Here is a 24379-nt window from a genome sequence, read left to right as displayed (position 1 = left end):
GGCGGCGTCTCCTTCGGCCGGACGGCACGCCACCCTCCCCGACATCAGCGATCAACCGGAGTCCCTCGGCCGCTGCGGGCTACGGCGGGGCGGAGGACGCCTCCGATGCCGGCGAGGCCTGGCCCGCGCCGCCCAGACCTTCCACACCCACCTCCCACACCCATCGCCTTCGGACGGAACAGCGCCGGAGGATTCGAAAGGGAGCAGCGATGTCCGAGAACAGCGCGGCCCCGGCGCCCGGCGACGAGGTCCTGGTGATCGGCGGCGGGTTCACCGGCCTGGCCGCCGCCCACGAGCTCGCCCTGGCCGGGGTGGCCTGCCGGGTGCTGGAGCGTGAGCCGTACGTCGGCGGCCTGGCAGGGTCGTTCGAGGTCGGGGGAGCCCGGCTCGAACGCTTCTACCACCACTGGTTCTCCTCCGATCTGGAGGTCCAGGGGCTGTGCGCGGAACTCGGCTGCTCCCACCTGCTGCAGCCGCACCGGACCCGGACCGGCGTCTACTACGCGAACTCCGTGTACCGGTTGTCGAGCCCGTGGGACGTGCTGCGTTTCGCCCCCCTCCCGCTGCCCGACCGGGTCCGGCTGGGCTGGTCCGCGGTGCGCGCCCACCAGGTGAAGCACTGGCGGGACCTGGAGGACCTCACGGCCCGCGAGTGGCTGTTGGAGCTGAGCGGGCCACAGGTCTACGAGACGGTCTGGCGTCCGCTGCTGGAAGGCAAGTTCGGCCAGTACGCGACCGAGGTCGGCGCCACCTGGATGTGGACCAAGCTCCACCTGCGCGGTGGCAGCCGGTCACACAGCGGCCGCGAGGTCCTCTACTACCTGCGGGGCGGCTGCGCCGCCCTGCTGGACGCGTGGGTCTCGCGCCTTTCCGAACTGGGCGTCCGGATCTGCACGAGCACCCCGGTACGGCAGGTTCTGACCGACGCCCACGGGGTGTGCGGGGTCCGCACCGGGAGCGACGTACTGCCCGCACGGCGGGTCCTGGCCACCACGGCACCGGACCTGCTCGCCGGCTTCCTCTCCCCTGCCGCCGGACCACCGCCCCATCCGAACGTGCCCGCCGTCCGCCGGCGGCTGTCCGACATCCCCTACCTCGCCAATCTGTGCCTGGTGCTGCAGAACGACCGGTCCCTGTCGGACACCTACTGGCTCAACGTCACCGACCCGTCGTTCCCCTACGTCGGCGTCATCGAGCACACCAACCTGGAGGCTTCCGACGCCTACGCCGGACGCCATCTGGTCTACCTGTCCGCCTACCTTCCGACCAGCGCCGAGCTGTACCGGATGGACGACGACGCGGTGTTCCACGCCAGCCTTCCGCACCTGAGCCGGATGTTCCCGCAGTTCCACCGCGACTGGGTCCGGCGCTACCACGTCTGGCGGGCCGATCACGCCCAGCCGGTCATCACCCCGCACTACTCCGACCGCATCCCGGCGATGGAGACCGATGTGCCGGGGCTCTACCTGGCCAGCATGGCGCAGGTCTACCCCCAGGACCGGGGCACCAACTACGCCATGCGGCAGGGGCGGCACGTCGGCCGCCTGATCGCCGACCGGATGCGCACCGCCCACCGCACCGCCCCCGACCCACGGCTTCCCGACGCCGGGCACGGCACGGGTCCGCAGTCCGGCCCCGAGGAGGGGACGTCATGAACTCCCTGATCAGCATCGAGGATTGCGAGCGGATGCCCATCGCGCGGGTGCACGAGCTCTACCATCGCCATGTCAGCCGGGGCCAGGTGACGCTGCTCTCCGCCTTCGGATTCGGCCGCGATGTCGTGGACAGCGCCTCGGGTTGCTGGATCACCCTGCGCGACGGGCGGCGGGTCCTGGACTTCACCGGCGGGATCGGCGTCCTGAACCACGGCCACAACCACCCCCGCATCCTGGCCGCCCGCCGGCGCTTCCAGGAACTGCAGCGCATGGAGGTGCACAAGAACTACTTCTCCCCGTACGTCGCCGCACTCGGACACAACCTGGCCCAGCTGCTGCCCGCGGACCTCGACGTCAGCTACTTCCCCAACTCGGGCGCGGAGGCCGTCGAGGGCGCCCTCAAGATGGCCTACAAGTACCACCGCGGCCGTCGCGGCACCGTCCTGCACACCGACATCGCCTTCCACGGCAAGCTGCTCGGCGCCGGAAGCCTGACCACCTCGCCGGAGGTGCACTTCAGCTTCCCCAGGATCCCCGGCACGGACGGTTTCGCCTTCGACGACCTTCCCTCCCTCGAACTGGCCCTGGAGCGGCACACCACGCCCGAGGGCGAGAGCGACGTCTACGCGTTGGTCCTGGAACCCTTCAGCGCTTCCAGTCTCCGCGAGTGCTCGGAGGAGTTCCTGCGCGAGGCGCGCCGGCTGTGCACCGAGCACGACATCGTCCTGATCTTCGACGAGGTCTACACCTCCTGGGGCAAGACCGGTTCACTCTTCCACTTCATGCGCCACCCCGGCCTGGTCCCGGACGTGGTGACCACCTCCAAGTCCTTCGGCGGCGGCAAGGCGTCCATCTCCGGCTACGTGGCCAGGGAGCCCGTCTTCCGCCGAGCCTACGACTCGCTCCCCGACGCCACCCTGCACAGCACCACCTACTACGGATTCGGGGAGGAGACGGTCACCGCGCTGGAGGCCGTCGCGATCGCGGTCGAGGACGACTACCCCGCCAGAGCCCGCCGCCTCGGCGAGCGGCTGAGCCGCGGCCTCGCTGCCCTCGCCGCCGCCCACCCGCAGCTGATCGCGGAGGTGCGCGGCGCCGGTGCCCTCCAGGGCGTCGTCCTGCGCCACGGTCCGGCCGGCCTCGGCCACGCGCTGCGCCTGCTGCCGTCCTCCTTCGCGCGCGACCCGCAGGCCGGCGCCAAGCTGGCCACCGCTGCCGTGGTCGCCGCCCTCTACCGCGACCACGGTGTGCTCACCTACTACGGCTCCAACCACGACCTCCCCCTGATCGCCGCGCCTCCGCTGGTGGCCGAGGACTCCGACGTCGACCTCTTCCTGGAGGCCCTGGACGCGGTACTGGCCAAGGGGATGCCCCGTCTCCTGGCGGGCCTGGTCAGGGAGAAGGTCACCGCATGAGCTCCCCGGCGGCCCGTCCGGCCCCGCCCGCCGAAGGGTCCCGTACCGCGCGGGAGCACCGTCGCCTGCGGGTCTGGGAACGGCGCGTACACTCCGCCGGGCTCCCGCCGCTCTGGGCGGGCCGCTGCACGGCCCTGTCCGAACCGTCCCGCCAGGCCGCCGCGGTCCGGCACACGGCCGCCACCTTCGCCGCCCTCCCGAAGCCGTACCGCCTGGTGTTCGCCCTGCTGATGCGGGCGTTCCCGGTCGCCGTCGTCCTCGCGGACCCGACGGGCCCGCTCCGGGGCACCTCGGACCGGGCCCGTCCGCAACGGGTCGCCGACCGGCTGTCCACGGTGCCCGGCTGCGCCGAACTGCTCAGGGTGAGCCTCGCGCTGGCCCTGCACGGCGCCCTGGACGGACCCTCCACCACCCCCCGGCAGGAGCCCCTGTGAGCAGCACCGTCCGCACCGTCCGCTGCGACGCCCTGGTGATCGGCTCGGGAGCCGGAGGCGGCACCGCGGCCCTGGAGCTCGCCGGCGCGGGCCGGGAGGTCCGCGTCCTCGAGGAGGGCCCGCTCGTCCCGCAGGCGCGGATCACCCGGGCGTCCCCGGCGGAGAACCTGCGCCTGCTCTACCGCCAGGGCGGTCTGGTGCCCATCCACGGCGCGCCCACCATCCCCTTCGGGGAGGGGCGTTGCGTCGGGGGAACCACCGTGGTCAACGGAGGGCTGCTCTGGCCTCCTTCCGAACACCTGCTGGAGTGCTGGGCGTCCACGGGCGTCGACGGCTTCCGGGCCCACCACCTCGCCCCCCACCTGGCCGAGGTGGAGCGGCGCCTCGGTGTCATCGACCAGCCGCCCGGGCGGGGAAACCGCGACTCGGTGCTGCTCGCCCAGGCGGCCGACCGACTCGGCTGGCGCTGGGCACCGGCCCGCCGGGCGGTACGAGGCTGCCGGCACGCCAACCGGTGCGTCACCGGCTGCCCCACCGGGGCCAAACAGAGCATGCTGGTGAGCTACCTGCCCGCCGCCGAACGGCTCGCAGCGGTCGTCGAGCCCGACACCCGGGTCGTCCGGCTCGAACACGACGGCACCCGGGTCACGGTCGTACACGCCCTGCGCGACGGCCGACGACTGCGCTACCTCCCGCAGACGGTGTTCCTGGCCGCGGGCCCGATCGGCAGCGCGCTGCTGCTGCGGCGCAGCGCCATCGGCGGACGCGGCCCGGGCCGGGCCATCGCGTTCCACGTCAACTTCCGCACAGTGGCGCGATTCAGCGAATCCGTCCGCGCCACCGAGGGCACCATCTTCACCGCGCAACTGCAGGAGTTCGCCGACCGGGGTGTGCGGGTGATGCCCGCGAACCTCACTCCGGGGTCGCTCGCCGCGGCGCTGGCCGCCCACCCCGCCGGGACCGTCGACCGGATGCTGGCCCAGCTGGACCGGATCGCGGTCTACACGACCCAGGTGAGCGTCCAGGGCACCGCACGGCTGCTGGCGGTACCCGGGCTCGGCGCGGTCCTGCGGCACCGCCTGACCGGCAGCGACCGGGACCTCCTCCGCTCCGCCTTCCGGCACACCGCCGAGCTCCTCATGGAGGCCGGCGCGGTCGAACTGCTGCCGCCCGCACCCGTCAGCCTGACCACCGCCGCGCAGGCGGCCGACTTCGCGCTGCACGGCCGGCCCGAGAGCTGGGACCTGATCTCCGTCCACGCCATGGCGTCCTGCCGGATGGGCCCACCCGCCCTGGGCGGAGTGTGCGACGCCCAGGGACGCCCGCACGGCTTCACGAACCTGCGGCTGTGCGACGCGAGCGTCCTGCCGGGCGCCACCGGCATCAGCCCGCAGGAGACCATCATGGGCTTCTCCCACCTGATCACGGCCCGGTACCTGGAGCAGCCCCCCGGCCATCGGCCCGAGGGCACCTGAGCGGCAGGCCTCCACGCCGTAGTACTGCGCGAGGAAGCCGATCACGTCGTCCGCGTGCGGGAGCAGCTCCGGCAGGGTTCTGACGGTCGCCGCAACACCTCAGCTCAAGGGGTGCGATGGACTTCGAGATCCGGGCGAGGACGGCGGCCGCCTGCGCCGGGTTGGCGCGGAGCCAGGCGGGCTCGACCCCACGCGCGTCCGAGCCGGGCCGTAAGCCCCCGCAGGCCCCGCAGGCCCCGCTCACGCTGAATCGGTGAAGACCGCCAGCGCGGCGTCACGGACGTCCGGCTGGGGATGGCGGCGCAGCGTGTGCAGCACGTCCCGCCAGGCAGTGGGCCAGTCGAGCTGTGCCCCGGTCGTCGTCAGGGTGACGGCGAACAGGCCGGGAGCGAGTCCGTCGTCGGCGGCCAGTCGGCGGGCGGCCTCCAGAGCATGTTCGGGAGCCTCCCGTCGTCCGCATCCGTACTGGCTCAGCAACCCGGCGGTGACCACCGCCAGCGCCGGACGGTCGGCGACCAGGACGGCCAGCTCGGCGAGGCGCTCGCCCAGGTCGGGCGCGTCCTGGTCGAGCGCCGCGACCAGTCGGCGGGTGGCCTCGGGAAGCAGGGCGGGCTCGGTGAGCAGGAGTGAGGCAACCGCGCGCTGGGTGGCTCGGAAGGATTCCGCCGGGGCGCTCGAGTTCCAGAACGAGCCCACGAGCGCGGCGATCCGCCGCCGGGCCGGCTGGTCGCGGCCGGGGAGAGCCGGTTCCCCGGCGTGCACGATCCCGATCAGTGTGGTCAGGGTGTCCGCCAGGACGCTGCCCGGTGCGCAGCCGCCGAGCGGGTGCGGGGCGTCCGACAGCGCCACCCCGGTCACGACCCGGGCGGCTCCCTCCCAGCGGTCCCGCTCGGCGAGGTCGGTGACCAGAGGGGTGAGGGCCCGCACGGCCTCCGGCGCGTACCGGCCCCAGGAGACGAGTTGTCCGCGCGCGGGTGCGGCGACCACGTGTTCGTCGTCGAGCGACAGCCGGGCCATCAGGCCGGCGAACGCGGGGCGGTGTTCGACGGGTACCTCGTGCGCGCGGAGGTGCCGGACGACCGTCGACCGCAGCTCCGACGGTCCGTCGGCCGTGTCGGTGAGCACGTCCCACAGCGGCAGGTCGGCGATCCGCTCGCTGATCGTCGCCAGCACGGTGGCGCGGACGTCCTGGTGCTGCTCGGGCGCGGCGAACGCCTCACGCAGCAGGGCGGCCGCGTCGGCGAGAACCAGGTGTTCGGCGGCGAGCCGGACGGCCTGCTTGCGGCTGGTCACCTTCACCCCCGGTTCGAGCGCGATCCGGCGTAGTTCCGGACCGAGTTCGGTGCTCCGCGTGAACCAGGCGGCGCGGCCCGCCGCGTACAGGGCGACCCGGGCCCGGTCGTCGGCCGCGTGGGACAGCAGCTCGGGCAGCACCTCGGCGGGGCGCTCGGTCCGGGGCAGTGCGGCGAGCGCGGCCTCGGCGAGGACGATCTCGGCGGATTCCGCGTACCGTCGCAACAGCGCCTCGCCGTGGACGGGGACCGAGGCGGCGGCCCGTAGGGCGGCGGCGCGCTCGCTCAGGCCCAGGGTGGGGTCAGCGACCGTGCGGGCGAGCTGTTCGACGGCCGCGTGCTGTTGCGCGGGGAGCCAGCGGTCGGCCTTGACGAGGTCGGCCGCGGTCAGGGCAGTGGTGAGCAGGGGGCCGAGCAGGTCGGTGCGGACCGTGGTCAGTACGGCCCGCACCGGGGCCAGGGTGATGGCCGACGGCCTCAGGGCGAGCAGCCGAGCCACGCGTCCGGAGCCGGTGGCGGGGGCGCGCAGCAGCTGTGTGGCGGCCCGTTCGACGGCACGGTCGCTGCCCGAGTGCAGGACCTGCTCCAGGAGTTCGGCGAGGGCGGGGGCGCGTCGTGACCGGGCGCCGAGCGTCTCGGCCAGTGCGAGCAGCAGTGCGGCGTCCCGGGACCGTGCCGAGCGTTCCAGGGCGGCCCTCAGCTCGTCGACCGCCGCGCTTTCGCGCCGTGCGGGGAGGGTGAGGCCCACGCCGCCGGTCCACTCGACGGTGCGGACGGCCCAGGCGAGCAGTTCGCGGGCGGGGCCGCCCGCGTGCTCGCCGAGGACGCGTCCGGCGAGGCGGACGAGCGCGGCCCGAGTGCCTGCCGAGCAGTCCCGGGCCGTCAGGGCGTCGCCGGTCAGCCGCTCCAGCAGCCCGGCGGTGGCGTCGCCGAAGAACCTCGGCGGCACCGCCGCGACCGCGTCCAGCGCCTCATGCCGGACCGGGTCCTGCTCGTTGCGCAGTCCCGTGAGCAGTTCGAGCGCCTCGGGCAGGGCACCTGGCTCCCCGGAGAGCACGGCGTGGTGGACCAGCTGTGCCCAGGCCCAGCCCCGGTCCCAGGCGTCGGCCACGCGGGTTTCGGCCAGCAACCTCGGCCGTGCCTCGGCGACCGGCAGCAGGACGAGCGGGACGACGTCCTGGCTGTCCGCTGCCAGCTGGGCCCGCGCCCGCACGTGCCGCTCCTTCGCGGGCAGCACGGCGAGGACTTCGACGGAGTAACGGTACGGGCCGGGCAGCGCCGCCACCTCGTCGTAGAAGGCGGGCCGCCGGGCCGGGGGCATCTGCCGCAGCAGCGCCAGGTGGGTCTTGTCGTGGCGGTGCGCGAGCGCGGCGAGACCGTCCGGCCGGGCCGCGACCAGCCGGCGGGCCACGTTGACGCGCAGCGGCGGCTCGTGGCGGTGCCGGTCGATCGCGAGCAGCAGGCGGACGGTCCGCCCGGCGGAGACGGCGGCGAGGTCGGCGAGCCGGTCGTGCAGCGGGGCGGGGAGGGCTCGGACGGGGTGGCGCTCCAGCAGCTCCAGCACCCGGGCCGGTTCGCGGGTGGCGGCGGCTGCCAGTCCGAGGGCGTGCCGTTCCCAGAACGCCTGCCGCAACCCGTACGGCAGGTCGGCGAGTCGGTGCTCGGCCTCGTCCAGCACGGCGGCCGGGTGGCGGCGCCCGAGCGAGGTGGAGAAGGTGATCGCGTGTGCCAGCGTGGGCAGTTCAGCAGCGACGACCTCGGCGGAGCAGACCGGCAGCAGCCGGGCCGCCTCGGCGGCGCCCCAGCGTATGCGGATGACGGGCACCAACCGCTCGGCCACCGCTGTGCGTCCGGCCCGCAGGATCGCACGGGTCAATTCGCTGCGGACCGCCCTCGGGGCGGTGAGCATCGTGGACTCGAGGTCGTCGCCGGGGAAGGGCAGCTCCCCGATCGCTCGGTGCGCGTAGCGACGTACCACCGGGTCGGGATCGTCGATCCGGTCGATCAGATGGCGCGCCTGCCGTCCGGCGAGGGCGGCCAGCGCGGCGAGCCGACGCTCGTACGGGCCACGGCCGTCCAGCTCGGCGAGCAGGCCCAGCAGGTCGGAGGAGGCGAGGGCGGCGGCGGTGCGAGCCACCTCGCGCAGCCGGAGCGAATGGGGCAGTGGTTCGACGGCGGCGAGCAGCCGGTCGGCAATCAGTCGAGGCATCGGCGACGATTGTGCCCGGCGGATGCGGCAAGGGCACCCGAATATTCGCGGTGGTGCGTTTGCCGGCGGCACAACCCGGTTCGAGAAGGTCGTTCTTCGAGCCGCATGAGCCCGGGGACTACGGCCGCTCAAGCAGGCCGAGGTCCACGAGGCCCATGCCCGGCTCGTGGTCCGCCTGGCCCTCCGCCCGCCGGACGAGGCGTTCTCCGCCGCGCTGGACAGTCGGCCGGACCTGCTCCGGATGAACCCCTAGGTGGTCCTGCCGATGAGCCGCTGGACGGAGTCCGGCGGGGCGGCCTGCTTGTCCTTGACGTGGGAGTCGGGGATCGCCGGCCCGTAGACCTGGCGCATGGGGAGCACACCGCCCCAGGCGTTGCCGTGGTCCCAGTCCCGGTCCTCCTGGTTCTCGTGCTCCGGCTCGGCGGCGTGGTGCCGCTTGAGGCGCACCACCGTCGTGTTCTCCGTCAGGCTGATGGAGAGGACCCCGACGGTGGGGGTGTGCTGCTTGTCCGAGTCCAGTTCGCTGGCCTTGCCGCCCTTGCCGTCCTTGATCGGGCGCAGCTCGGGCCACCGGCCCGGGATGACCTGATTGCTGAGCGCCTCGAACGCCTTCGCCCGGTCCGCCGGATCGACCGTCCGGGCGATGCCGTCCACCACCACGGAGCGGTAGTTGAGGGAGGTGCTGATCGCCGCCCGTCCGACGAGCAGGCCGTCGAGCACGGTGACGGCCAGGCATACGTGGACCCCGGCGTCGTTCCACAGCTGCCGAAGTGAGGGCGACAGCTCGGTCTGCGGCGGCCAGTAGACGGAGCCGTGCAGATAGAGGCGCCGCTCGTCCCCCTCCTCGTGGTAGGCGTAGACCATGGGCACGCACCTCGGCCCGCCCGTTTCGGGGTCGACGTGGGCGAGGGTGCAGACGTAGGCCTGTTTGAGGACGGCTGTGGCCGCCACCAGGTCGGCCGTCTCCTTCGTCCTCTTGAGGTGGCCGCTCATCCGGTCTCCTTCTCGGCGTCCTCCTGGGCCTTGGCCAGGATGGCCTGGGCTGCGCGCTCGGGGTCCTGGCCGTGGAAGGGGCGGTCGAACAGCCAGTTGTAGAGCATCTCCCGGCAGATCCGCGGCTGGTAGGCCGGCACTTCGTGCCCGGAGTCGGGCACCGCGACCTGGGTGACGTTGTTCAGGGTGCGGACGAAGCCCTTCGGGTGGCCCTGCGCCTGCTTCCAGATCAGCCGCGGGGCCTTCTGCCAGCCGTCCTTCATGATCTGGTCGAGGATCTCCTCGGTGCTCTGGTACCCGCAGGCGGTGTCGAAGTCCCCGGTGTAGAGCAGGACCTTGTAGTTCTCCTTCGCGTGGATGAGTTCGGTGTACACCTGCGAGGCATCCGCCATGTTGTCGGCCTTCAGCGCGATGGCCACCGGACCGGAGTTGTCCTCGGACTTCCACTCGTGGTCGACGTGCAGGGCCTCCTTGACGGCGGCGCTGTTGAGGTAGGAGCCCAGTGCACCCGCGGACAGGTCCTCCCAGCGCCGTACGTCGTAGACGTCGAAGTCGCCTCCGTAGGCGAGGATCGCGTTGACCAGGCCGTTTCCGAGATCGGTGGCCTCCTTCATCCTGCCGCCGCTGATGGCGTCCTGGAAGTGCTTGTACGAGGATTCCAGGATGTCCTTCTGGCCCTTGCCGAGGAATCCGGACGCGTAGGCGTAGTCGATCATGACGCGGATCGAGAGTGCCGGGGTGATCCAGCCGTTTCCTACGGAGATCCCCTTCAGATTGACGTGCGTTCCGGGCCCCGCGAGGTTCTTCTGCTGGATCTTTTGGGCGATGTACGGCACGTACTTGCCCGCGTAGCTCTCACCGCAGACGTAGAGGGGGCACTGCTGGTACTCCGGATACGTTTCGAGGAACTGAACCAGCGCCCGGTGGAAGATCTCGCTGAGTTCGTCCTCGTCCTTGACGTACGTTTCCGGCTTCTTGCAGTAGCTGTATCCCGCGCCGACCGGCTGGTCCCAGTAGATGACGTGGGCTTCCTGGTTCCAGGAGTCGGGGCTGACCGAAATGGTCCCGGCAGCGTCGTCACCGATGCGCAGCGGCCCGTTCTCCAGGAACAGCCCCAGGAGCGACGAGGCGCCGGGACCGCCGTTGAGCCAGATCAGCAGAGGGGTCTTCTCGATCAGGTCCTTCTGCTTGCCGGCGTCGACGTGGGGGTCGCAGGTCTGGCTCTCGAAGAACCAGTAGAACAAGCGACTGCTTTCGGTGCCGGGGCCGTCGACGTCCGCGTACCCGGCGTAGGAACGGACCGCCTTCGGGACTCCTTCGTCCTCCTTCTTCTCGGGGTCGGGATAGAAGTGGATCGTCTGGGTGTTGAAGGCGTTCGCCGGGATCGCGTAAACGGGCTGACGAAGCATGGTTCACTTTCCGTTTCGGGAGGGAGGTCAGGACGTCGGCGCAACGCGCCCGGGCAGCGGGCGGACGTAGCGCTCGAAGTGGCGCTCGGTGTGCGCGACCTCTTGGAGGACCCCGATCCGCTGGCCCAGGAGGAGCTGGAGTGCGGGGAACCGCTTCTCTTCGAACAGCAGGATGTTCAGTGAACCGCCGTACTGGAAGTAGCCGATCTCGTCGCCCTTCTTCACGCCGACCGGGTCCGACTCCGCCGTGATGTTGCGGAACGGATCGAGGAACCTCACGGAGCCGATCGAGTTGAGGCCGACGGGCACCAGGGCGACATAGCCTTCGCCGTCCGGTTCCCCGAGGTGGTCCACGTAGGGCGTCTTGATGATGGCGTATCCGCGGCGGAAGTCCTCGAACAGGCTGTAGTCGTACCCGTAACCGACGTTCCCCTTGTTGAGCAGGTCGGGGAAGTCCCGAATCCCGTAGTAGACGCCGCCGACGTCGTCGCGGGCTTCGACCACCTCGCCGCCGACCGGGGCGTGGTAGCGGTGGTAGGTGTCAGGCATGAGGATGCACGACACGGCCGTGCCGCCGATGAACTTCTCGGCGTACTCGGAGCCGTCGAGCAGCCTGCTGACACTCATGGTCACGGCCGCCTTGATCGGGAGCGGCGTGTCGGGCGCCAGATTGTCGACGATCATGTTGATGACGCAGTCGGTCGGGGCGGTCACGACGCTGGGGTCGTCGGGGTGGTCGATCGGCCGCTTACCGGGCTTCAGTTCCCTGATGAAGAACTTGTTGAGGGTCGACCAGTCCCCCTTCTTGAAGTCCTCCATCCGCTTCTCGCCGAGTTCGTCGATCCACTGCTGAACCAGATTCTCGGAATCCGTGGAGTCCATCTGCCGGCCCTGCAGCTGCGTGAAGTCCGCCAGCACCTCACGCCCTGATTCGCTGGTCACGAACGCGAGTCCCGCGGCGTTCTCGTAGCTGATCCAGCTGAATTTGCGGATGTACCTCAGCCCGTCGGAGATGGGCTGCTTCCAACCCCAGTCGTACCATTCGACGAAGAATTCTGCCAGGGTCTTTCCGGTCGCCCCTCGCCAGTCCTTGTAGACGTCCGAGTCCGGGTACACCGTGGGCGGCGTCAAACCCCTGATCGCCGCATCGAACTTGCGCCTGAAATCGCTTTCCTCGTCGCCGTAGAGCGCCTCGACCTTCTCCTTGAATTCCTTGATGTTCTGCGACTCCATGTCCTGTGTCCTTCCGTTCGACGGGACCCCCTGGGCGCTGCCCTCTCACCAGTACGTCCCGCTCCCCGAAGAACCGCACCCGCGGCTACTCCGTTCGTCTAAAAACCACCTCCGCCCGGCGGTACGCCCGCATCGCTCCCGACTGCGGATGGTCCTGAAGTGGCAGATCCGCAGGGGCACTTCGGCGCGAAAGGCCGATACCGGTGGTGGCCGCGCCCGGCGGTCCCGGGCACCTACGGTCACCCCGGTGGCGACCTCCCGGCGTGATCCGAAAGGCGTGCCCCAGGTGCACCGGAAGTCGGCCCGGCCGACTTCCGGTGCACCTTCCTCAGCATCCCTGACCGAGACGGTCCTTCCTCGATCGGGAGCCAACCGTTCCTTTGCACAGACTCCGCTACGCCGCCGCAGAGTTGCCGGAACTGCTCGTCCAGCTCGCGGGCGGACCGGGCGCGTTGCGCTGTCGCGACGAATAGTGCGTGTCGCAAGCACCGCGTTCCCCCAAGGGGCCGCCACTCCTCCCATGCTGGGGCGGATGCCGCCCCGGCATGGGCGGGTGGAGCTCGACGAGCTGGACGGAGAGTGCTGATGAGTGTGATGGAACGTGTGGACGAGAGGGTCCTGGCGGTGGAGGGGGACGACGAGTCGGACGTCTACCCGGACGACCGGGAGTGGGTGAACACCTGCATCCACACCATCCGCGGCGAACTCGCGCCCAAGGAGACGGCGGTGGACGAGATCCCGCTACCCCCGCAGCTCAACGGGTTGAAGCTGTACATCAAGCGGGAGGCCGACCAGCCGTCCGGCAGCCACAAGCACCGGCTCGCGGCGGCGCTGCTCACCCACGCCCTGGCCAGCGGTTGGCTGGCGAAGGGCCGCCCGGTGGTGGAGGCGTCCAGCGGTTCGACGGCCATCTCCGAGGCGTGGTACTGCCAAAGGCTCGGCATCGACTTCTACGCGGTCGTGCCGAAGAGCACGGCCCCGGAGAAGCTGAAGACGATCGAGCAGTACGGCGGCACCGTGGTCCCGGTGTCGGGTGACATCGTCGAGTACGCCCGCCGGGTGGCGAAGCGCTATGACGGCCACTTCATGGACCAGTTCACGTACGCGGAACGGTCCTACGACTGGCGTGGCGACCACAGTCTCGCGGCGGAACTGCTGAAGGGCCTGCCGGACCTGGACTGGTTCGCCATGGGCGCGGGCACCGGCGGCACGACGACCTCGGTGGCCCGGTACGCCCGGTACACCGCCAGGAAACTCCGGGTGTGCGTGCCCGACCCGGAGCACTCCGCGTACTTCGACGGCTGGTACTGGCAGGACCCCACGGTGACCGACCAGGGCTCGCACATCGAGGGCATCGGTCGCCCCAGGGTCGAGGCCTCGTTCGTGCCGACCACGGTCAACCGCATGATCCGCGTCGCCGACGCGGCGTCGATCGCCACCATGCGCTACCTCTCCGACCGGACGGAGTGGGGCATCCACGCCGGGCCCTCGACCGGAACCGGCGTGTTCAGCGCGATCCGGATCCTGCTCGGCATGAACGACGGCCACCAACTCGGAAGCGTCGCCACCGTGATGTGCGACCCGGGCGACCGCTACACGAACGAGTACTACAACGACGCCTGGCTGGCGGAGCAGGGGATCGTCTACAAGCCCTGGTACACCACCATCAAGGACTTCTTCGAGAACGGCGTCTGGGCCCCGCCCGCATCCGTTCCCCCCGCGCCCCGCCCCACGACGGCCATGTGGAACATGTAGCACCTGCGCGCCGGCAAGCGGGCCCGGAACGGCGATGGAGCCGTTCCGGGCCCGTTCACGGATTCCCGCCGGGATCGGGGCCGGATCGGCCGCCGTCCCGCGTCACCAGCGGGATCACCGCGCGGACCACCGACGACGGGAAGACCGAACTGACCGACAGTCATGATTCCGGGACGCGGAGGCCGGTAGGCCTTTACGGTGAGCAGGCGACACCTCACAAGCGGTGTTCTGTTCGGGGGCTTTGACCAGATCCGGGGGGATCATGGCGTACTTCGTGGAACTGCCCGTCGGCTCGGTGAGCGAGGGGCAGGACGTGGTCCGGGTGGAGATCGAGCAGGTCGGAGAAGGACTGGTGCAGGTCGCCCGGCCCGGACAGGTGGTGGCTCGGGCGACACGCTCGCTCGGGGACATGCTGGCCGGCGTGCGTCCGGTCGCGCAGAACTTCGTCGAGGGGTTCCGGGGCTTGGCGCACGCCCCGGACGAGATCAGCATCGAGTTCGGCCTGTCCTTGTCGGCCGAGGCCGACGTGGTGATCTCCAGTACCGCCGCGGAGGCCAACTTCAAGGTCTCGCTCACCTGGAACCGGCAGACCACCGAGGCATCGGCGCCTCCGGCGGCTTCGGACCCGGCATAGTGTCCACGTTCCGCGCCGACGCCGTCGACGGGGCCGGGCCCGATGCACTGGCCTCCGCCGTCGTACGCATCCATGACCGTCGAGGCGTCCCGGTCGGCCTCGGCTTCCTGGTGACCGCTGATCGGATACTGACCTGTGCACACGTGGTGTCCGCCGCGCTCGGCCTCCCGCCGGGAGCCGAGCCGGACGCCGACGCCCGCGTCGACGTCGACCTCCCGCTGCTCACCGACCCGCCGCTCACCAACCCTCCGCTCACCAACCCTCCGCTCACCGCGGCTGACGGCACAGGCGGTACGCGCGTTCCCACGACTGTCGAACGGTGGGCGCCCGCCCACCCGCACGGCGCCGGGGACGTGGCCGTGCTGCACCTGTCCGCTCCGCTTCCGGGCGCCCGGCCGATCCGCCTGGTGGAGTCCTCCGACGTGTGGGGACACGCGGTGCGGGCGTACGGCCTGCCGAGCGGCCGCCCGGGCGGTGTCTGGCACTCCGGTGTCCTGAGGGCCCGGCAGGCCAACGGGTGGATCCAGGCCGACCTGGCCGCCAACGGCTACCGGGTCTCCCCGGGGTTCAGCGGCGGCCCGGTGTGGGACGAACAGCTCGACGGTGTCGTCGGCATGATGGCGGTCGCGGAGACCGGCGACCCTCCGTCCGGCTACTTGATCCCCGCCGAGGGCCTCGCCTCCGTGTGGCCGGAGCTTCGCGAACTGGCGCTGCCGCCGTCACCGTTTCGAAGTCTGCGCCCGCTTCGGGAATCCGACGCCCCGGTCTTCCACGGCCGTCGGGCGGAGACGGCGGAAGTCACCGCCCTGGTCGCCCGGGAACGCTGGACCACCCTCGTCGGCCCCTCCGGTTCGGGCAAGTCCTCCCTCGCGATGGCCGGCGTCATACCCCGCCTGCGCTCCCAGGGCATGACCGCCGTGGTGATCCGGCCCAACGCCGGCACCACCCCGCTGTCCGCGCTCGCCGCCGCGCTGTCTCCGCTACTGGAACCGGAACTGACCGAACTGGAACGCCTCGAGCGCCTTCCGGTGCTTGTCGGCCTTCTGCGCGCCCAGGGGCTCGGAGATCTCGCAGCTCTCCTGCTGGCCCGCCTCGGCACCGATCAACTGATCGTCGTGGTCGACCAGTTCGAGGAGATGCTCACCGGAACCGACCCGGCGGCCGTCGATGAGTTGGCGGCCGTGCTGTTCGGCCCGTCGCTCCCCCGGACCGTGCACGTGCTCACCACGCTCCGGGCCGACTACCTGGAGACCGCGCTGGCCCATCCGAGCCTTGGCCGGGCCTGCAGCCGACAGGTCTACGCGCTGGGGCCGATGACCGGTGACCAGCTCCGGGAGATCGTCACCGCACCGGTGGCAGCGATTCCGTCGGTTCGCTACGAGGCCCACCTGGTGGACCGCATCCTGACCGATGCGGGCGGTGAGGCGGGTGCCCTGCCGCTCCTCGGCTTCACCCTCGACCTGCTGTGGAAGCGTCAGGCGGCCGGGGTTCTCAGCCACCGCGCGTACGAGGAGATCGGTCACGTCAGCGGAGCCCTCGGAGAGTACGCCGAGCAAGCCTGGGACAGACATGTCTCCGCCGGGGAGGAGCCGGCCGCCCGCCGGCTCTTCACCCGCCTCGTCCGCGTCCCCCTCGGGGCACCCGGTGCCACCCGCCGGACCGTTCCCCGCCAGGAGCTCGCCGAGGACGAATGGCACATCGCCCAACGCCTGGCCGGCACCCGGCTCCTGGTCATCGATCACAGTGCCGAGGGCGTCGAGACCGTTGAACTGGCCCACGAGGCCCTGATCACCGCCTGGTCCCGGCTGCGCGACTGGGTCGGCGAGGACCGCACATTCCTGGAGTGGCGGGAATCCGTCCGGCACGACCGCCGGCGCTGGGACTACGCCGGTCAACCCGCAGACCTGCTCCCCACCGGGCCCACCCTCGCCACCGCCCGCACCTGGCAGCGCGAGCGCGGCGCCGAGCTGTCCGAAGCCGAACGGACCTACCTCGAACTCGCGAGGCGGCACCACCGGGCCCGCGGCCGCCGGCGCCGCACCTTCCGGACCGTCCTCGTCGCGGTGATCACCGTCTCCCTCTCCCTGGGCGTCCTGTTCGCCACGGCCCGCCGCGATGCCGCGGAGCGCCAGGCCGACTCCGACTCCCGCGCCCTCGTCCAGGCCTCCCAGGACGACATGACCTACGACCCGGTACGGGCCGTGATGATGGCCCTCGCCGCGTACCGGACGAAGCCCACGCCCGAAGCCCGGAACCAGCTGATGCGGCAGTACCTCCTCCGGGCCGGCGCGGACTCCCTGTTCTCGGGCATGTCCGGAACCGGCGGGACGTTCAGCACCAGCCGGGACGGTGACGTCGTCCTCTCCCGCGACGCCATGGCCCACGTCGTCCTGTTCGTCCGCGGCCGGGACGGCACCGTCCACAGCCGGCCGGTCCCGGCCGTGTACGCCTTCTACCTGGTGGTCTCCCCGGACGGACGCCGAGCCGGATTCGTGACCGACGACGGGGCGGGAGGCTGGTTCGACGTCGACAAGGAGAGCACCACGCCCATCGGCCAGGTACACCAGTTGCCCCGAGTGGACGGGGTGCTGCAGATCTCCGCGGCTCCTGCCGACGCGGCCGCGATGTCACCCGACGGGCGCTACATCGCCGTTCCGACCCGCGACAGCCTGGTCTGGTGGGATCTGGAGGCGGGGGCGGTCGCCGGCCGCGTCCCCGCACCTCAGGACATGGGAAGCGGGCTGTGGTTCGGCCCCGACGGGCATTCCCTGCTGGTGAGAACCAGCAACGGTGGTGCCGGACTGGCCTCCGTGGACATGGCCGGCGGTGCCGCGCGGAACGTGGTGGTGCCTGCTGATCACCAAGGGATCCTGCCCTCCGGGGACCGGACCACCGTCGCCGTCGTCCGGACCCACGACCCCGGACAGGACAGTGGCACGAAGAGCACCGTGCGACTGATCCGGGTGTCCGACGGATCCGTGGTGGGGAAACCGTACGACACCACGGAGACGATCGCCCCGGCGACCGAACTGATCGCGGCGAGCGCCGACGGCCACCGGATCGTGACCAACGAAGCCGCCAAACTGACGCTCGTGGACCTCGACCGGGGGAAAGCCGTCGCGTTGGTGGACGAACCGGGCCGCCTGTACGAGCACGCGTCCGTCCTCCTCTCCGCCGGCGGGAAGGAGTATCTCGCCGGTCAGGGACGGAGCTCCATCTCCTACACCGAGATCCCCGCGGGCGAGGAGGACACGGCCGCGGCCGACACCGTCCACCTCAGTCGGGACGGCAGAAAGATCACCATCCGCCTGACGGGCGGCTCCGACCTCGAACTCCGCGAGCCCGGGCTCGACGTCGGAAGGCTCCTGACCAGAACAGCCCTGCCACAGCCCGCCTGGAAGGGCAGAGGCGACCGCCTCATGTCCAACCGGGACGACACGCTCATCGCACTCCGGGACGGCCCGAACACCGCCTCCGTCCGTGATGCCTCCACCCTGCGAGCGGTCGCCCGCATCGCAGCGGCACCACCGCCCCAGGGCGACTCGGCAGCCGACGACTTCAGCTACTTCTTCGACGGAGCCGACCACCTGGTGACGGTCTCCGGCACCCAGATCCAGCAGTGGGAGGCCAGAACCGGCGTCCGGTCGGCGCAGTTCGACGCGGCCGCGTTCCACCCCCGGGCCGACAAGCACGGCACGCCACAGATGTACGTCGGCCCGTACTGGCAGGAGGGAAAGCTGACTGTGATCGTCCACGACGACCCCGTGATCCGTGTCGTCGACATCGGCACCGGCCACACCGAAGCGTCGCTGAACCCGGGCATCACCGACCTGATCGCGGCCCGGTTCGACGAGAGCGGCCGCTACCTGGCCGTTCTCCGCCGGAACAGCGTCATCGAACTGTGGCGGCTCGACCCCCTGCAGAGGGAAATCGGCCCCCTCCCCACCACCAGCACACCGGGCCAGAACTCGGCCATCACCCGATTCGTCGACGCCCGAGGCCGTTTCATGATCGCGGCCAACAACGCCATCCGCATCTACCAGGTCGGCGGCCCACCTTCCGTGGACTCCTACGACTTCCGCGACGTGACCGACAACAGTCTGCAGGAGCCGCTGACCTTCCTGGACGCCACCACCGACGGAAAGACCATCCTCATCCGCACCGAGAACGGCTACGTCCACCGGATCGTCCTCGACCCCGACGCTTGGCAGCGGGACCTGTGCCGCATCATCGGCTACCGCTCCTTCACCGCCGATGAACGACGCACCCTGCCAGTCCGGGTACCCGACCGTCCCCTCTGCCTTCCCCCCAAGCCCTGAAGCCGCGGACGGCACCGGACTCGACGCCGGCCGCGCGGTGAACGCACGGATCCGGGCTTCCGCCCGCAACGGATGGACGTGGCGTCGCACTTGTCACCCTCCCGACCGCCCGCGGTCTCACTCCGGCTGCGGGCGGTGGTTGTGGAACAGGACGATCCCCTCCATCAGACCCTTCTCCACCACCGCCGGGGTGTCGCGCAGCCACTGGAGTGCTTCCGCGCTGATCGGGGTGCTGGCGACCAGCTTGTAGGAGGCCAGGTAGCCCGCCACGCGTTCCAGGAGCACGCTGTCGTGGATCCGGATCCCCGGCCCGAAGGCGTCGAGGGGATTCCGGCCGCTGGCGCGGTAGCTGTCCATCGTGTGGAACTCCCCGGCGAGTCGACTGCGCTCGGGTGTGAGCCGGTCCGGGGGAATCGTCTTCAGGATCGCGGAGAGCTTCCCCTCGCTCTTGCTGTAGCCGTCGCCCATGGCGAGTTTGAGCGCCGCGGCCGCCTCTTCGCCGAACGCGCGCAACTCGGTGGAGATCTTCCGCTGCGCCATCGTCTGCGGTTTCTCCTGGGACTTGAAACGGCCGGTGACCGAGTCGAGCGCGTGCTGCATCTCGTGGGTCACGGTCGCGGCGAATTCCCGCAGTTCGAGCGGTGAGGCGCCGTCCTTGGGCGGGGTGATCCTCAGCGCGCCGCCCTCTCCCTCGTTGCTGAGCGCGAACAACGCGCGCGCACCCCTGATGTCCGTCTGCTCGTCGATCTCGATGGTGATGGCGGACTCCTCCAGGGCCTTGAACAACTCCCGGTAGGGGACGCTGAATCCGTCACCGTCCTGCTCGCCGGACGCCTGGTGGAGCAGTTCCGCGAAGCGGTCCGGCGAGAGGTGCTGCCGTGACCAGTCGGCCTTGGCGTAGGTGATGGCGCGCTGCACGACCGGCTCACCGGGGCGGGCGGCTGTTGCGTCCCCCGTCCCCCGCTGGGCGGGGACAGCTCCGCTCGACACCCGGGTCGCGTTGGCTTCGGCCTCCCGCTCGAAGCGGTCGGACGGGGAGAAGACCTCGTCGTGGACGGTGGACCGCTGTACCGGTGCGCCCGCCCCGACGGCGGCCTGCGGGTGACCGCACCCCGCACCGTGCTGCTGCCTGGACCGCTCGATCACGCGCGAGACCGCAGCGTTGCCGATGCCGCGCTGCAAGGCGAGGACCGTCTGCGCAGACCCGCCCCCGAGGCTCAGCCCCAGCCCGTCCGCCGCCGGAGCGGCCTTGCGCGGCAGGTCGCGGCGCCGCTGCGGCTCCGACGGCTTGCCGGGGTCTTTCGCGTGCATGGGAACCCCTCCAGAGGCGCGACAGGTGTTCCCTCTGACATATCCGGCCGGACTGTCGCCGCGCAGCACAACGGACGATCGGGCACCATTCTGTGCTCCAAAGGGCACGAGAGGGCCGGGGCGCGCACCCGTCGTGCCCAGTGCGTCCCCGGCCCCGCCGGCGTGATCACGGAGGAGAACACGCCGGTGTCGAACGGATCAGCTGCCGCCGTTGTTACCGCCCCCGTTGTTGCCACCCCCGTTGTTACCGCCACCGCCGTTGTTACCGCCCCCGCCCCCGTTGTTGCCACCCCCGTTGTTACCGCCACCGCCCCCGTTGTTACCGCCACCGTTGTTGCCACCCCCGCCGCTGTCACCACCGCCACCGGTGGTGGGAGGCGGAGAGAGCAGGTTGAGCAGGTCGCCCAGAAGGTTGGGCTTGTAGATGTACGTGTTGCCGCAGTTGTTCGAGAAGCCCGCGTCCTGGCCGACCACGCATGCGATGCCGACGTCTCCGCCACGCCTGTCCGTGCCGCCATGATCGCCCGAGCCGGCGACGGCCCAGCTCGCGTCCGCGAGAACGAAGGCACTGGCAGCAACTGCGACGACAGCGATTTTCTTGATCATCTCTCCACCTCTCGATTGGTGACCTCGCTTCATGCTGCGGAACCCCCGCATGCCACCACCGCGCGGCAGGACGACAAAATCGCAAAACCCTATAAATTTCACCCATTTCACCCACGACCGGCGGGTTTTCACCGCAGGGCGATCCGCTCGGCGGGCACGACGGCCAGGTCACGATGCGTCGGTGTGACACGGGCGTCCACCGCAAGGCCGGCGGCCGTTTCAGGGGGCCGCGAACAGCCGGGGGAAGCCCGGGGCCAGCCACGGTCGGCGGCCCCAGGCGAGCACCTTGCCCCGGGCGAGGGCGCCGGTGGCGGTGTAGCGGCCCAGCGCGATGAGGAAGAACGCCACCGGCCCGGTGAGGATCGTGCAGTCCGGGCGGCGCGGCGGCTCCTGGCTCACCACGGCGACACCGTCCGTGAAGGTCACCGCGAAGCCGCCCAGGCCGCGCACCCGCAGCCGGTAGCAGGCGCTGTGGCCCGCCGCGGCGCGCGCGTCCAGCACCCGGGGCATCGCCGTCCGCAGGAAGGGCATCGTCAGCCCGACGCGGTGCCGGTCGATCGGGTGCGGCCGCCCGAGCGCGACGGCGATGTCGTAGAGGTGGCCCAGCATGTGGGTCAGCAGGTAGGCGCCGAGGGTGTCCAGGTCCATCGGGCCGAGCGGGGTCAGCACCGGCTCGGTGCCGGCACGGGCGCCGGCCGCCGCCGTGAACTCCCTTGCCTGCCGGGCGATCTCCCCGGCGAGCACGGTCAGGTCCCGCTCCGGCCGCCTGGCCAGCGAGGCCGCGTTCGCGGCGGCCAGCGCACCCGGAGTGCCGTCCCCGTACGGCCGTTCCTCGCCGGCGGCCAGTGCGGCCATCAGCTCGTTGGCCATCGCCAGGTGGGCGGCGGCCTCGCCGACCGTCCACTCGGCGCCGGGTATCGGGGTGTCGCCGCGGCCGCCGGCGAGCAGGGCGACGGCCGCGTCGCCGACGGCGGTGACGGCTTCGAAGAGCGCGGTGCGCGCGGCACCGGGGACGTGCTCGGGGAGCGGGAGGGTCATGCTGGTGAAGACTGGCCGACCCCCGCGCCGCTGTCCAGGCCCGCGACACGGTCAGGGCCGGCCGCTGACCATCGCGATCCGCCTGGACGACGAGTTCGCACGTGCCGGAGGCTTTCAGGCCTGGAGGGGTGTCTGGTGGTACCGGCCGGTCGACAGCGACCAGGTCAGGTTGCCGCGCATCCATGACTGCAGGCCGTCCAGGTAGCGTTCCAGTTCGGGGCCTGCCGGGAGCAGGGGGCGGAGCTCGCAGTAGGCGGCGACTTCGGCATCGTGCATCGTGGCGGCGAGATCGACCGCCTCCTGGACCGTGCCACGGTCACGGCGGCGCAGCAGGGTGGGCAGGTTGACCGGGTGGTTGCTGCGGGCGGCCTCCTTCTCGTAGGAGTGGATGTCATTGGCCCAGCAGACCACGTTGACGGCCTTGGCCGTCAACGCTTTGACGTCTGGACGCGCCAACTCGGCGGCGGGGAGCTCGAATCGACCGACGACGTCGATCAACGCCAGGCAGGTCGGCACCGCGCCGGTGTGGACGCGCATGGCCGTGTACTCCTCGACGGTGGGCCACACCGCGTCCGCCCGGTTGGTGGCCTCCCAGAGCTGGGCGAACCAGTAGCCCAGCACCGAGGTGACGAACCGCTCGACCTGCACCCCACTGGCCACCGCCGCCAGCCGCCGGCGCAGGTCCCGCAGGGCCGCCGTGAAGGGATCCTCCTCCCCCACCCGCGTCTCGGGCTCCTGGAGGATGCGCAGGAAGCACGCCAGGCTCCGTGCCATCGGACCGGGTTGAGCACCTTCCTCGGCTTCCTCCGAGCGGACGTCGTCGAAGGCGAACAGCCACATCTGCCAGTCGGAGTGCAGTTGCACCAGCTCCGCGTCGGCGTCCGGTGTCGTACGGGAGGCCTGCCAGCCGATCTTCGACCGGCCGAAGCGGGCGCGTACGGCGGGGTCGGTGAGGAGCGCGAATTCGTCGAGCCATGCCAGGGATGCGCGGTCGATCTCGGCGGCGTCGGGATGGACCTGGTCGGGAAACGGGCAGTGCAGTGGTGGAATCCGCAGCACCGGTGTCCTGGCCGGCGTCATCGGGCTGCTCCGCGATCAGTGGTGGCGCGGCCTTGCCGGGGGTGGACGATCATCGGCATCCTGTCCGGCTTGGGCACGATCGCCGGCCTGGTGTGAACGGTGGTCCCGGGAGCGGGGCTGAGCCGGTGCCTGGCGGTGACGGCGGCCAGGGTGGCGACCATTTCGGCCCAGGCGAAGGTGTCGCCGATGCATTTGTGGACGCCGGCGCTGAACGGGAGGTAGGTGTCCCGTCGGACCGGCTGACCGCCGGCCGGCCAGCGGTCGGGATCCAACTGCTCCGGGTCTGGGAACAGTTCAGGGTCGCGGTGCAGCGCGTAGAGGCTGTAGGCCACCTCGGCGCCGGCGGGGAGCCGGATGCCGCCCAGGTCGACCGCGGTGGTGGCCCGTCTGATGAGCAGCAGGAACGAGTGCAGCCGCGCGACCTCCTTGAGGAAGCGGTCCGTGTAGTCCAGCGCGGCCACCTGGTCGGGCCCGACCGGCCCGCGGCCGACGACCGCGTCGACCTCCTCCTCGACCCGTGCGCGGACCTCGGGGCGACGGGCCAGCTCGTGGAAGGCCCAGGTCAAGGTGGTGGCGGTGGTCTCCACTCCGGCGTTCAGGATCGTCACGGCCTGATCGCGGATCCAGCTGTCGCCCATCGGCCCGCCGGTGGCCGGGTCGCGCAGGGCGAGCAGGAGCGCCAGCAGGTCCTGCTGGCCGCCGGGGTTGGCGCGGCGTTCGGCGATGACGTGGTCGATGGTGGCATGGATGGCGCCGGCGGCGGCGTCGAACCTGCGGTTCACCGGAAGGGGCGCGGCCGTCAGCGACGGCGGCAACACCGCGCGCATCAGGGCTCCCTGGCTGATCACCCGTACCACGTGAGCGAGTTCATGCGTGCCGGCGCGGTCGAGGCGGTGGGAGAACATCGCCTCGGTGAGGTTGGCGATCGAGAGGTGGTACATCGCCTCGTCGACGTCGATGCGGTCGCCCGGCTGCCAGGACTCGGCCAGCTCGCGGGCGTTGTCACTCATGATCGTGCCGTAGTGGGCGAGTTGGGTACGGTGGAAGCCGGGCTGGATCATCCGCCGGTCGACGCGGTGGCGTTCGCCTTCCGAAGTCACCAACCCCTCGCCGAAGACCGCCCCGGCGCGTTGGAAGATCGTGCCGCGCTCGAAGCTGCCGGACTGCGTGACCAGGACCTGGTGGACCAGATCCGGGTCCGTGGCGAAGTAGAGCGTCATTCGGCCCAGGCCGACTCGGACCACTCTCCCCACCGTCCGCAGGCCGAGCACGAACTCCATCGGATCGCGCCAGAGCCGCCAGGCGTGCCCGACCAGCGGAAGCCGGCCGGGCGCCAAAGGTGTTGCGGTTGCCGAACTCATGACTTTCCCCCTCCTGAGCTTCGATGACGGATCGACCGCGACCTTGGAACGACCCCGGCCGCATGTACCCGGTCGGGGCTCCCGACAAGCCCGGGAAGGCCAAGAACCCCACGATCGGGTGAGTGTTCTGCGCGAGCCCCCTGGGAGGGGACGGTGGTCG

The 24379-nt window shown here is 71.2% G+C and carries 16 protein-coding genes; 7 read left to right on the top strand and 9 right to left on the bottom strand.

Going from position 1 to position 24379, the window contains the following annotated elements:
* Positions 1–209: 209 nt before the first annotated feature.
* The 4 genes from ACIQVZ_RS25800 to ACIQVZ_RS25785 are packed head-to-tail and all read left to right on the top strand — an operon-like array spanning position 210 to position 4979.
* Positions 210–1655: an NAD(P)/FAD-dependent oxidoreductase gene (locus tag ACIQVZ_RS25800; protein WP_350876204.1), complete on the top strand. Its 1446-nt coding sequence runs from the start codon at positions 210–212 to the stop codon at positions 1653–1655.
* Complete coding sequence (locus tag ACIQVZ_RS25795; protein ID WP_350876202.1) at positions 1652–3070, top strand: aminotransferase class III-fold pyridoxal phosphate-dependent enzyme; 1419 nt, start codon at positions 1652–1654, stop codon at positions 3068–3070. Before ACIQVZ_RS25800 ends, ACIQVZ_RS25795 begins: the two co-directional genes overlap by 4 nt.
* The gene (locus ACIQVZ_RS25790; protein WP_350876200.1) at positions 3067–3504 is read left to right on the top strand and encodes a hypothetical protein; all 438 of its coding nucleotides are present in this window, start codon (positions 3067–3069) and stop codon (positions 3502–3504) included. Before ACIQVZ_RS25795 ends, ACIQVZ_RS25790 begins: the two co-directional genes overlap by 4 nt.
* On the top strand, positions 3501–4979 hold the full coding sequence (locus tag ACIQVZ_RS25785) for a GMC family oxidoreductase N-terminal domain-containing protein (RefSeq protein WP_402453137.1): 1479 nt from the start codon (positions 3501–3503) through the stop codon (positions 4977–4979). Before ACIQVZ_RS25790 ends, ACIQVZ_RS25785 begins: the two co-directional genes overlap by 4 nt.
* 240 nt (positions 4980–5219) lie before the next feature.
* Here the strand turns inward: ACIQVZ_RS25785 and ACIQVZ_RS25780 are convergent, their stop codons facing one another.
* The 4 genes from ACIQVZ_RS25780 to ACIQVZ_RS25765 form a co-directional block, all read right to left on the bottom strand.
* Positions 5220–8480: a hypothetical protein gene (locus tag ACIQVZ_RS25780; RefSeq protein ID WP_402453135.1), complete on the bottom strand. Its 3261-nt coding sequence runs from the start codon at positions 8478–8480 to the stop codon at positions 5220–5222.
* A 249-nt stretch (positions 8481–8729) separates the two neighbouring features.
* Positions 8730–9473: a pyridoxamine 5'-phosphate oxidase family protein gene (locus ACIQVZ_RS25775; protein WP_402453133.1), complete on the bottom strand. Its 744-nt coding sequence runs from the start codon at positions 9471–9473 to the stop codon at positions 8730–8732.
* Positions 9470–10882, bottom strand: coding sequence for a hypothetical protein (locus ACIQVZ_RS25770; RefSeq protein ID WP_402453131.1), 1413 nt, complete (start codon positions 10880–10882; stop codon positions 9470–9472). The genes ACIQVZ_RS25775 and ACIQVZ_RS25770 overlap by 4 nt, the downstream gene beginning before the upstream one ends.
* A 27-nt stretch (positions 10883–10909) precedes the next feature.
* Positions 10910–12115, bottom strand: a complete 1206-nt coding sequence (locus tag ACIQVZ_RS25765; protein ID WP_402453129.1) for a phosphatidylserine decarboxylase — start codon at positions 12113–12115, stop codon at positions 10910–10912.
* A gap of 585 nt (positions 12116–12700) precedes the next feature.
* Between ACIQVZ_RS25765 and ACIQVZ_RS25760 the strand changes: the two genes are divergently transcribed.
* The 3 genes from ACIQVZ_RS25760 (at position 12701) to ACIQVZ_RS25750 (ending at position 18823) form a co-directional block, all read left to right on the top strand.
* Complete coding sequence (locus ACIQVZ_RS25760; RefSeq protein ID WP_402453127.1) at positions 12701–13870, top strand: PLP-dependent cysteine synthase family protein; 1170 nt, start codon at positions 12701–12703, stop codon at positions 13868–13870.
* Between the two features lie 262 nt (positions 13871–14132).
* On the top strand, positions 14133–14504 hold the full coding sequence (locus tag ACIQVZ_RS25755) for a CU044_2847 family protein (RefSeq protein WP_402453125.1): 372 nt from the start codon (positions 14133–14135) through the stop codon (positions 14502–14504).
* Positions 14504–18823 carry a trypsin-like peptidase domain-containing protein gene (locus ACIQVZ_RS25750; RefSeq protein ID WP_402453123.1) on the top strand — a complete coding sequence of 1440 codons (4320 nt, stop codon included), beginning with the start codon at positions 14504–14506 and terminating at the stop codon, positions 18821–18823. Before ACIQVZ_RS25755 ends, ACIQVZ_RS25750 begins: the two co-directional genes overlap by 1 nt.
* 117 nt (positions 18824–18940) lie before the next feature.
* Here the strand turns inward: ACIQVZ_RS25750 and ACIQVZ_RS25745 are convergent, their stop codons facing one another.
* From ACIQVZ_RS25745 to ACIQVZ_RS25725, 5 genes are all read right to left on the bottom strand, one after another.
* Complete coding sequence (locus ACIQVZ_RS25745; protein ID WP_402453122.1) at positions 18941–20134, bottom strand: hypothetical protein; 1194 nt, start codon at positions 20132–20134, stop codon at positions 18941–18943.
* A 198-nt stretch (positions 20135–20332) separates the two neighbouring features.
* Entirely contained in the window at positions 20333–20740 is a 408-nt protein-coding gene (locus ACIQVZ_RS25740) for a hypothetical protein (RefSeq protein ID WP_402453121.1), read from the bottom strand.
* A gap of 219 nt (positions 20741–20959) precedes the next feature.
* On the bottom strand, positions 20960–21778 hold the full coding sequence (locus ACIQVZ_RS25735; protein WP_402453119.1) for a maleylpyruvate isomerase family mycothiol-dependent enzyme: 819 nt from the start codon (positions 21776–21778) through the stop codon (positions 20960–20962).
* A 114-nt stretch (positions 21779–21892) separates the two neighbouring features.
* Positions 21893–22858, bottom strand: coding sequence for a hypothetical protein (locus tag ACIQVZ_RS25730; RefSeq protein WP_402453118.1), 966 nt, complete (start codon positions 22856–22858; stop codon positions 21893–21895).
* Positions 22855–24219 carry a cytochrome P450 gene (locus ACIQVZ_RS25725; RefSeq protein WP_402453116.1) on the bottom strand — a complete coding sequence of 455 codons (1365 nt, stop codon included), beginning with the start codon at positions 24217–24219 and terminating at the stop codon, positions 22855–22857. Before ACIQVZ_RS25725 ends, ACIQVZ_RS25730 begins: the two co-directional genes overlap by 4 nt.
* Between the last annotated feature and the right edge of the window lie 160 nt (positions 24220–24379).

The sequence above is a fragment of the Kitasatospora sp. NPDC098663 genome, assembly GCF_044760075.1.
GTDB lineage: Bacteria > Actinomycetota > Actinomycetes > Streptomycetales > Streptomycetaceae > Kitasatospora.
Note: the sequence above shows the minus strand (reverse complement) of the source record. Positions and strands in the feature narration are given on the sequence as shown.

What these genes read in the sequence shown, in the direction of transcription:
- ACIQVZ_RS25800 (WP_350876204.1), top strand. Translation starts at nt 210, where the DNA reads ATGTCCGAGAACAGCGCGGCCCCGGCGCCCGGCGACGAGGTCCTGGTG.
- ACIQVZ_RS25765 (WP_402453129.1), bottom strand. Translation starts at nt 12,115, where the DNA reads ATGGAGTCGCAGAACATCAAGGAATTCAAGGAGAAGGTCGAGGCGCTC.
- ACIQVZ_RS25780 (WP_402453135.1), bottom strand. Translation starts at nt 8,480, where the DNA reads ATGCCTCGACTGATTGCCGACCGGCTGCTCGCCGCCGTCGAACCACTG.
- ACIQVZ_RS25735 (WP_402453119.1), bottom strand. Translation starts at nt 21,778, where the DNA reads ATGACCCTCCCGCTCCCCGAGCACGTCCCCGGTGCCGCGCGCACCGCG.
- ACIQVZ_RS25730 (WP_402453118.1), bottom strand. Translation starts at nt 22,858, where the DNA reads ATGACGCCGGCCAGGACACCGGTGCTGCGGATTCCACCACTGCACTGC.
- ACIQVZ_RS25790 (WP_350876200.1), top strand. Translation starts at nt 3,067, where the DNA reads ATGAGCTCCCCGGCGGCCCGTCCGGCCCCGCCCGCCGAAGGGTCCCGT.
- ACIQVZ_RS25745 (WP_402453122.1), bottom strand. Translation starts at nt 20,134, where the DNA reads ATGCACGCGAAAGACCCCGGCAAGCCGTCGGAGCCGCAGCGGCGCCGC.
- ACIQVZ_RS25775 (WP_402453133.1), bottom strand. Translation starts at nt 9,473, where the DNA reads ATGAGCGGCCACCTCAAGAGGACGAAGGAGACGGCCGACCTGGTGGCG.
- ACIQVZ_RS25740 (WP_402453121.1), bottom strand. Translation starts at nt 20,740, where the DNA reads ATGATCAAGAAAATCGCTGTCGTCGCAGTTGCTGCCAGTGCCTTCGTT.
- ACIQVZ_RS25725 (WP_402453116.1), bottom strand. Translation starts at nt 24,219, where the DNA reads ATGAGTTCGGCAACCGCAACACCTTTGGCGCCCGGCCGGCTTCCGCTG.
- ACIQVZ_RS25755 (WP_402453125.1), top strand. Translation starts at nt 14,133, where the DNA reads ATGGCGTACTTCGTGGAACTGCCCGTCGGCTCGGTGAGCGAGGGGCAG.
- ACIQVZ_RS25795 (WP_350876202.1), top strand. Translation starts at nt 1,652, where the DNA reads ATGAACTCCCTGATCAGCATCGAGGATTGCGAGCGGATGCCCATCGCG.
- ACIQVZ_RS25760 (WP_402453127.1), top strand. Translation starts at nt 12,701, where the DNA reads ATGAGTGTGATGGAACGTGTGGACGAGAGGGTCCTGGCGGTGGAGGGG.
- ACIQVZ_RS25770 (WP_402453131.1), bottom strand. Translation starts at nt 10,882, where the DNA reads ATGCTTCGTCAGCCCGTTTACGCGATCCCGGCGAACGCCTTCAACACC.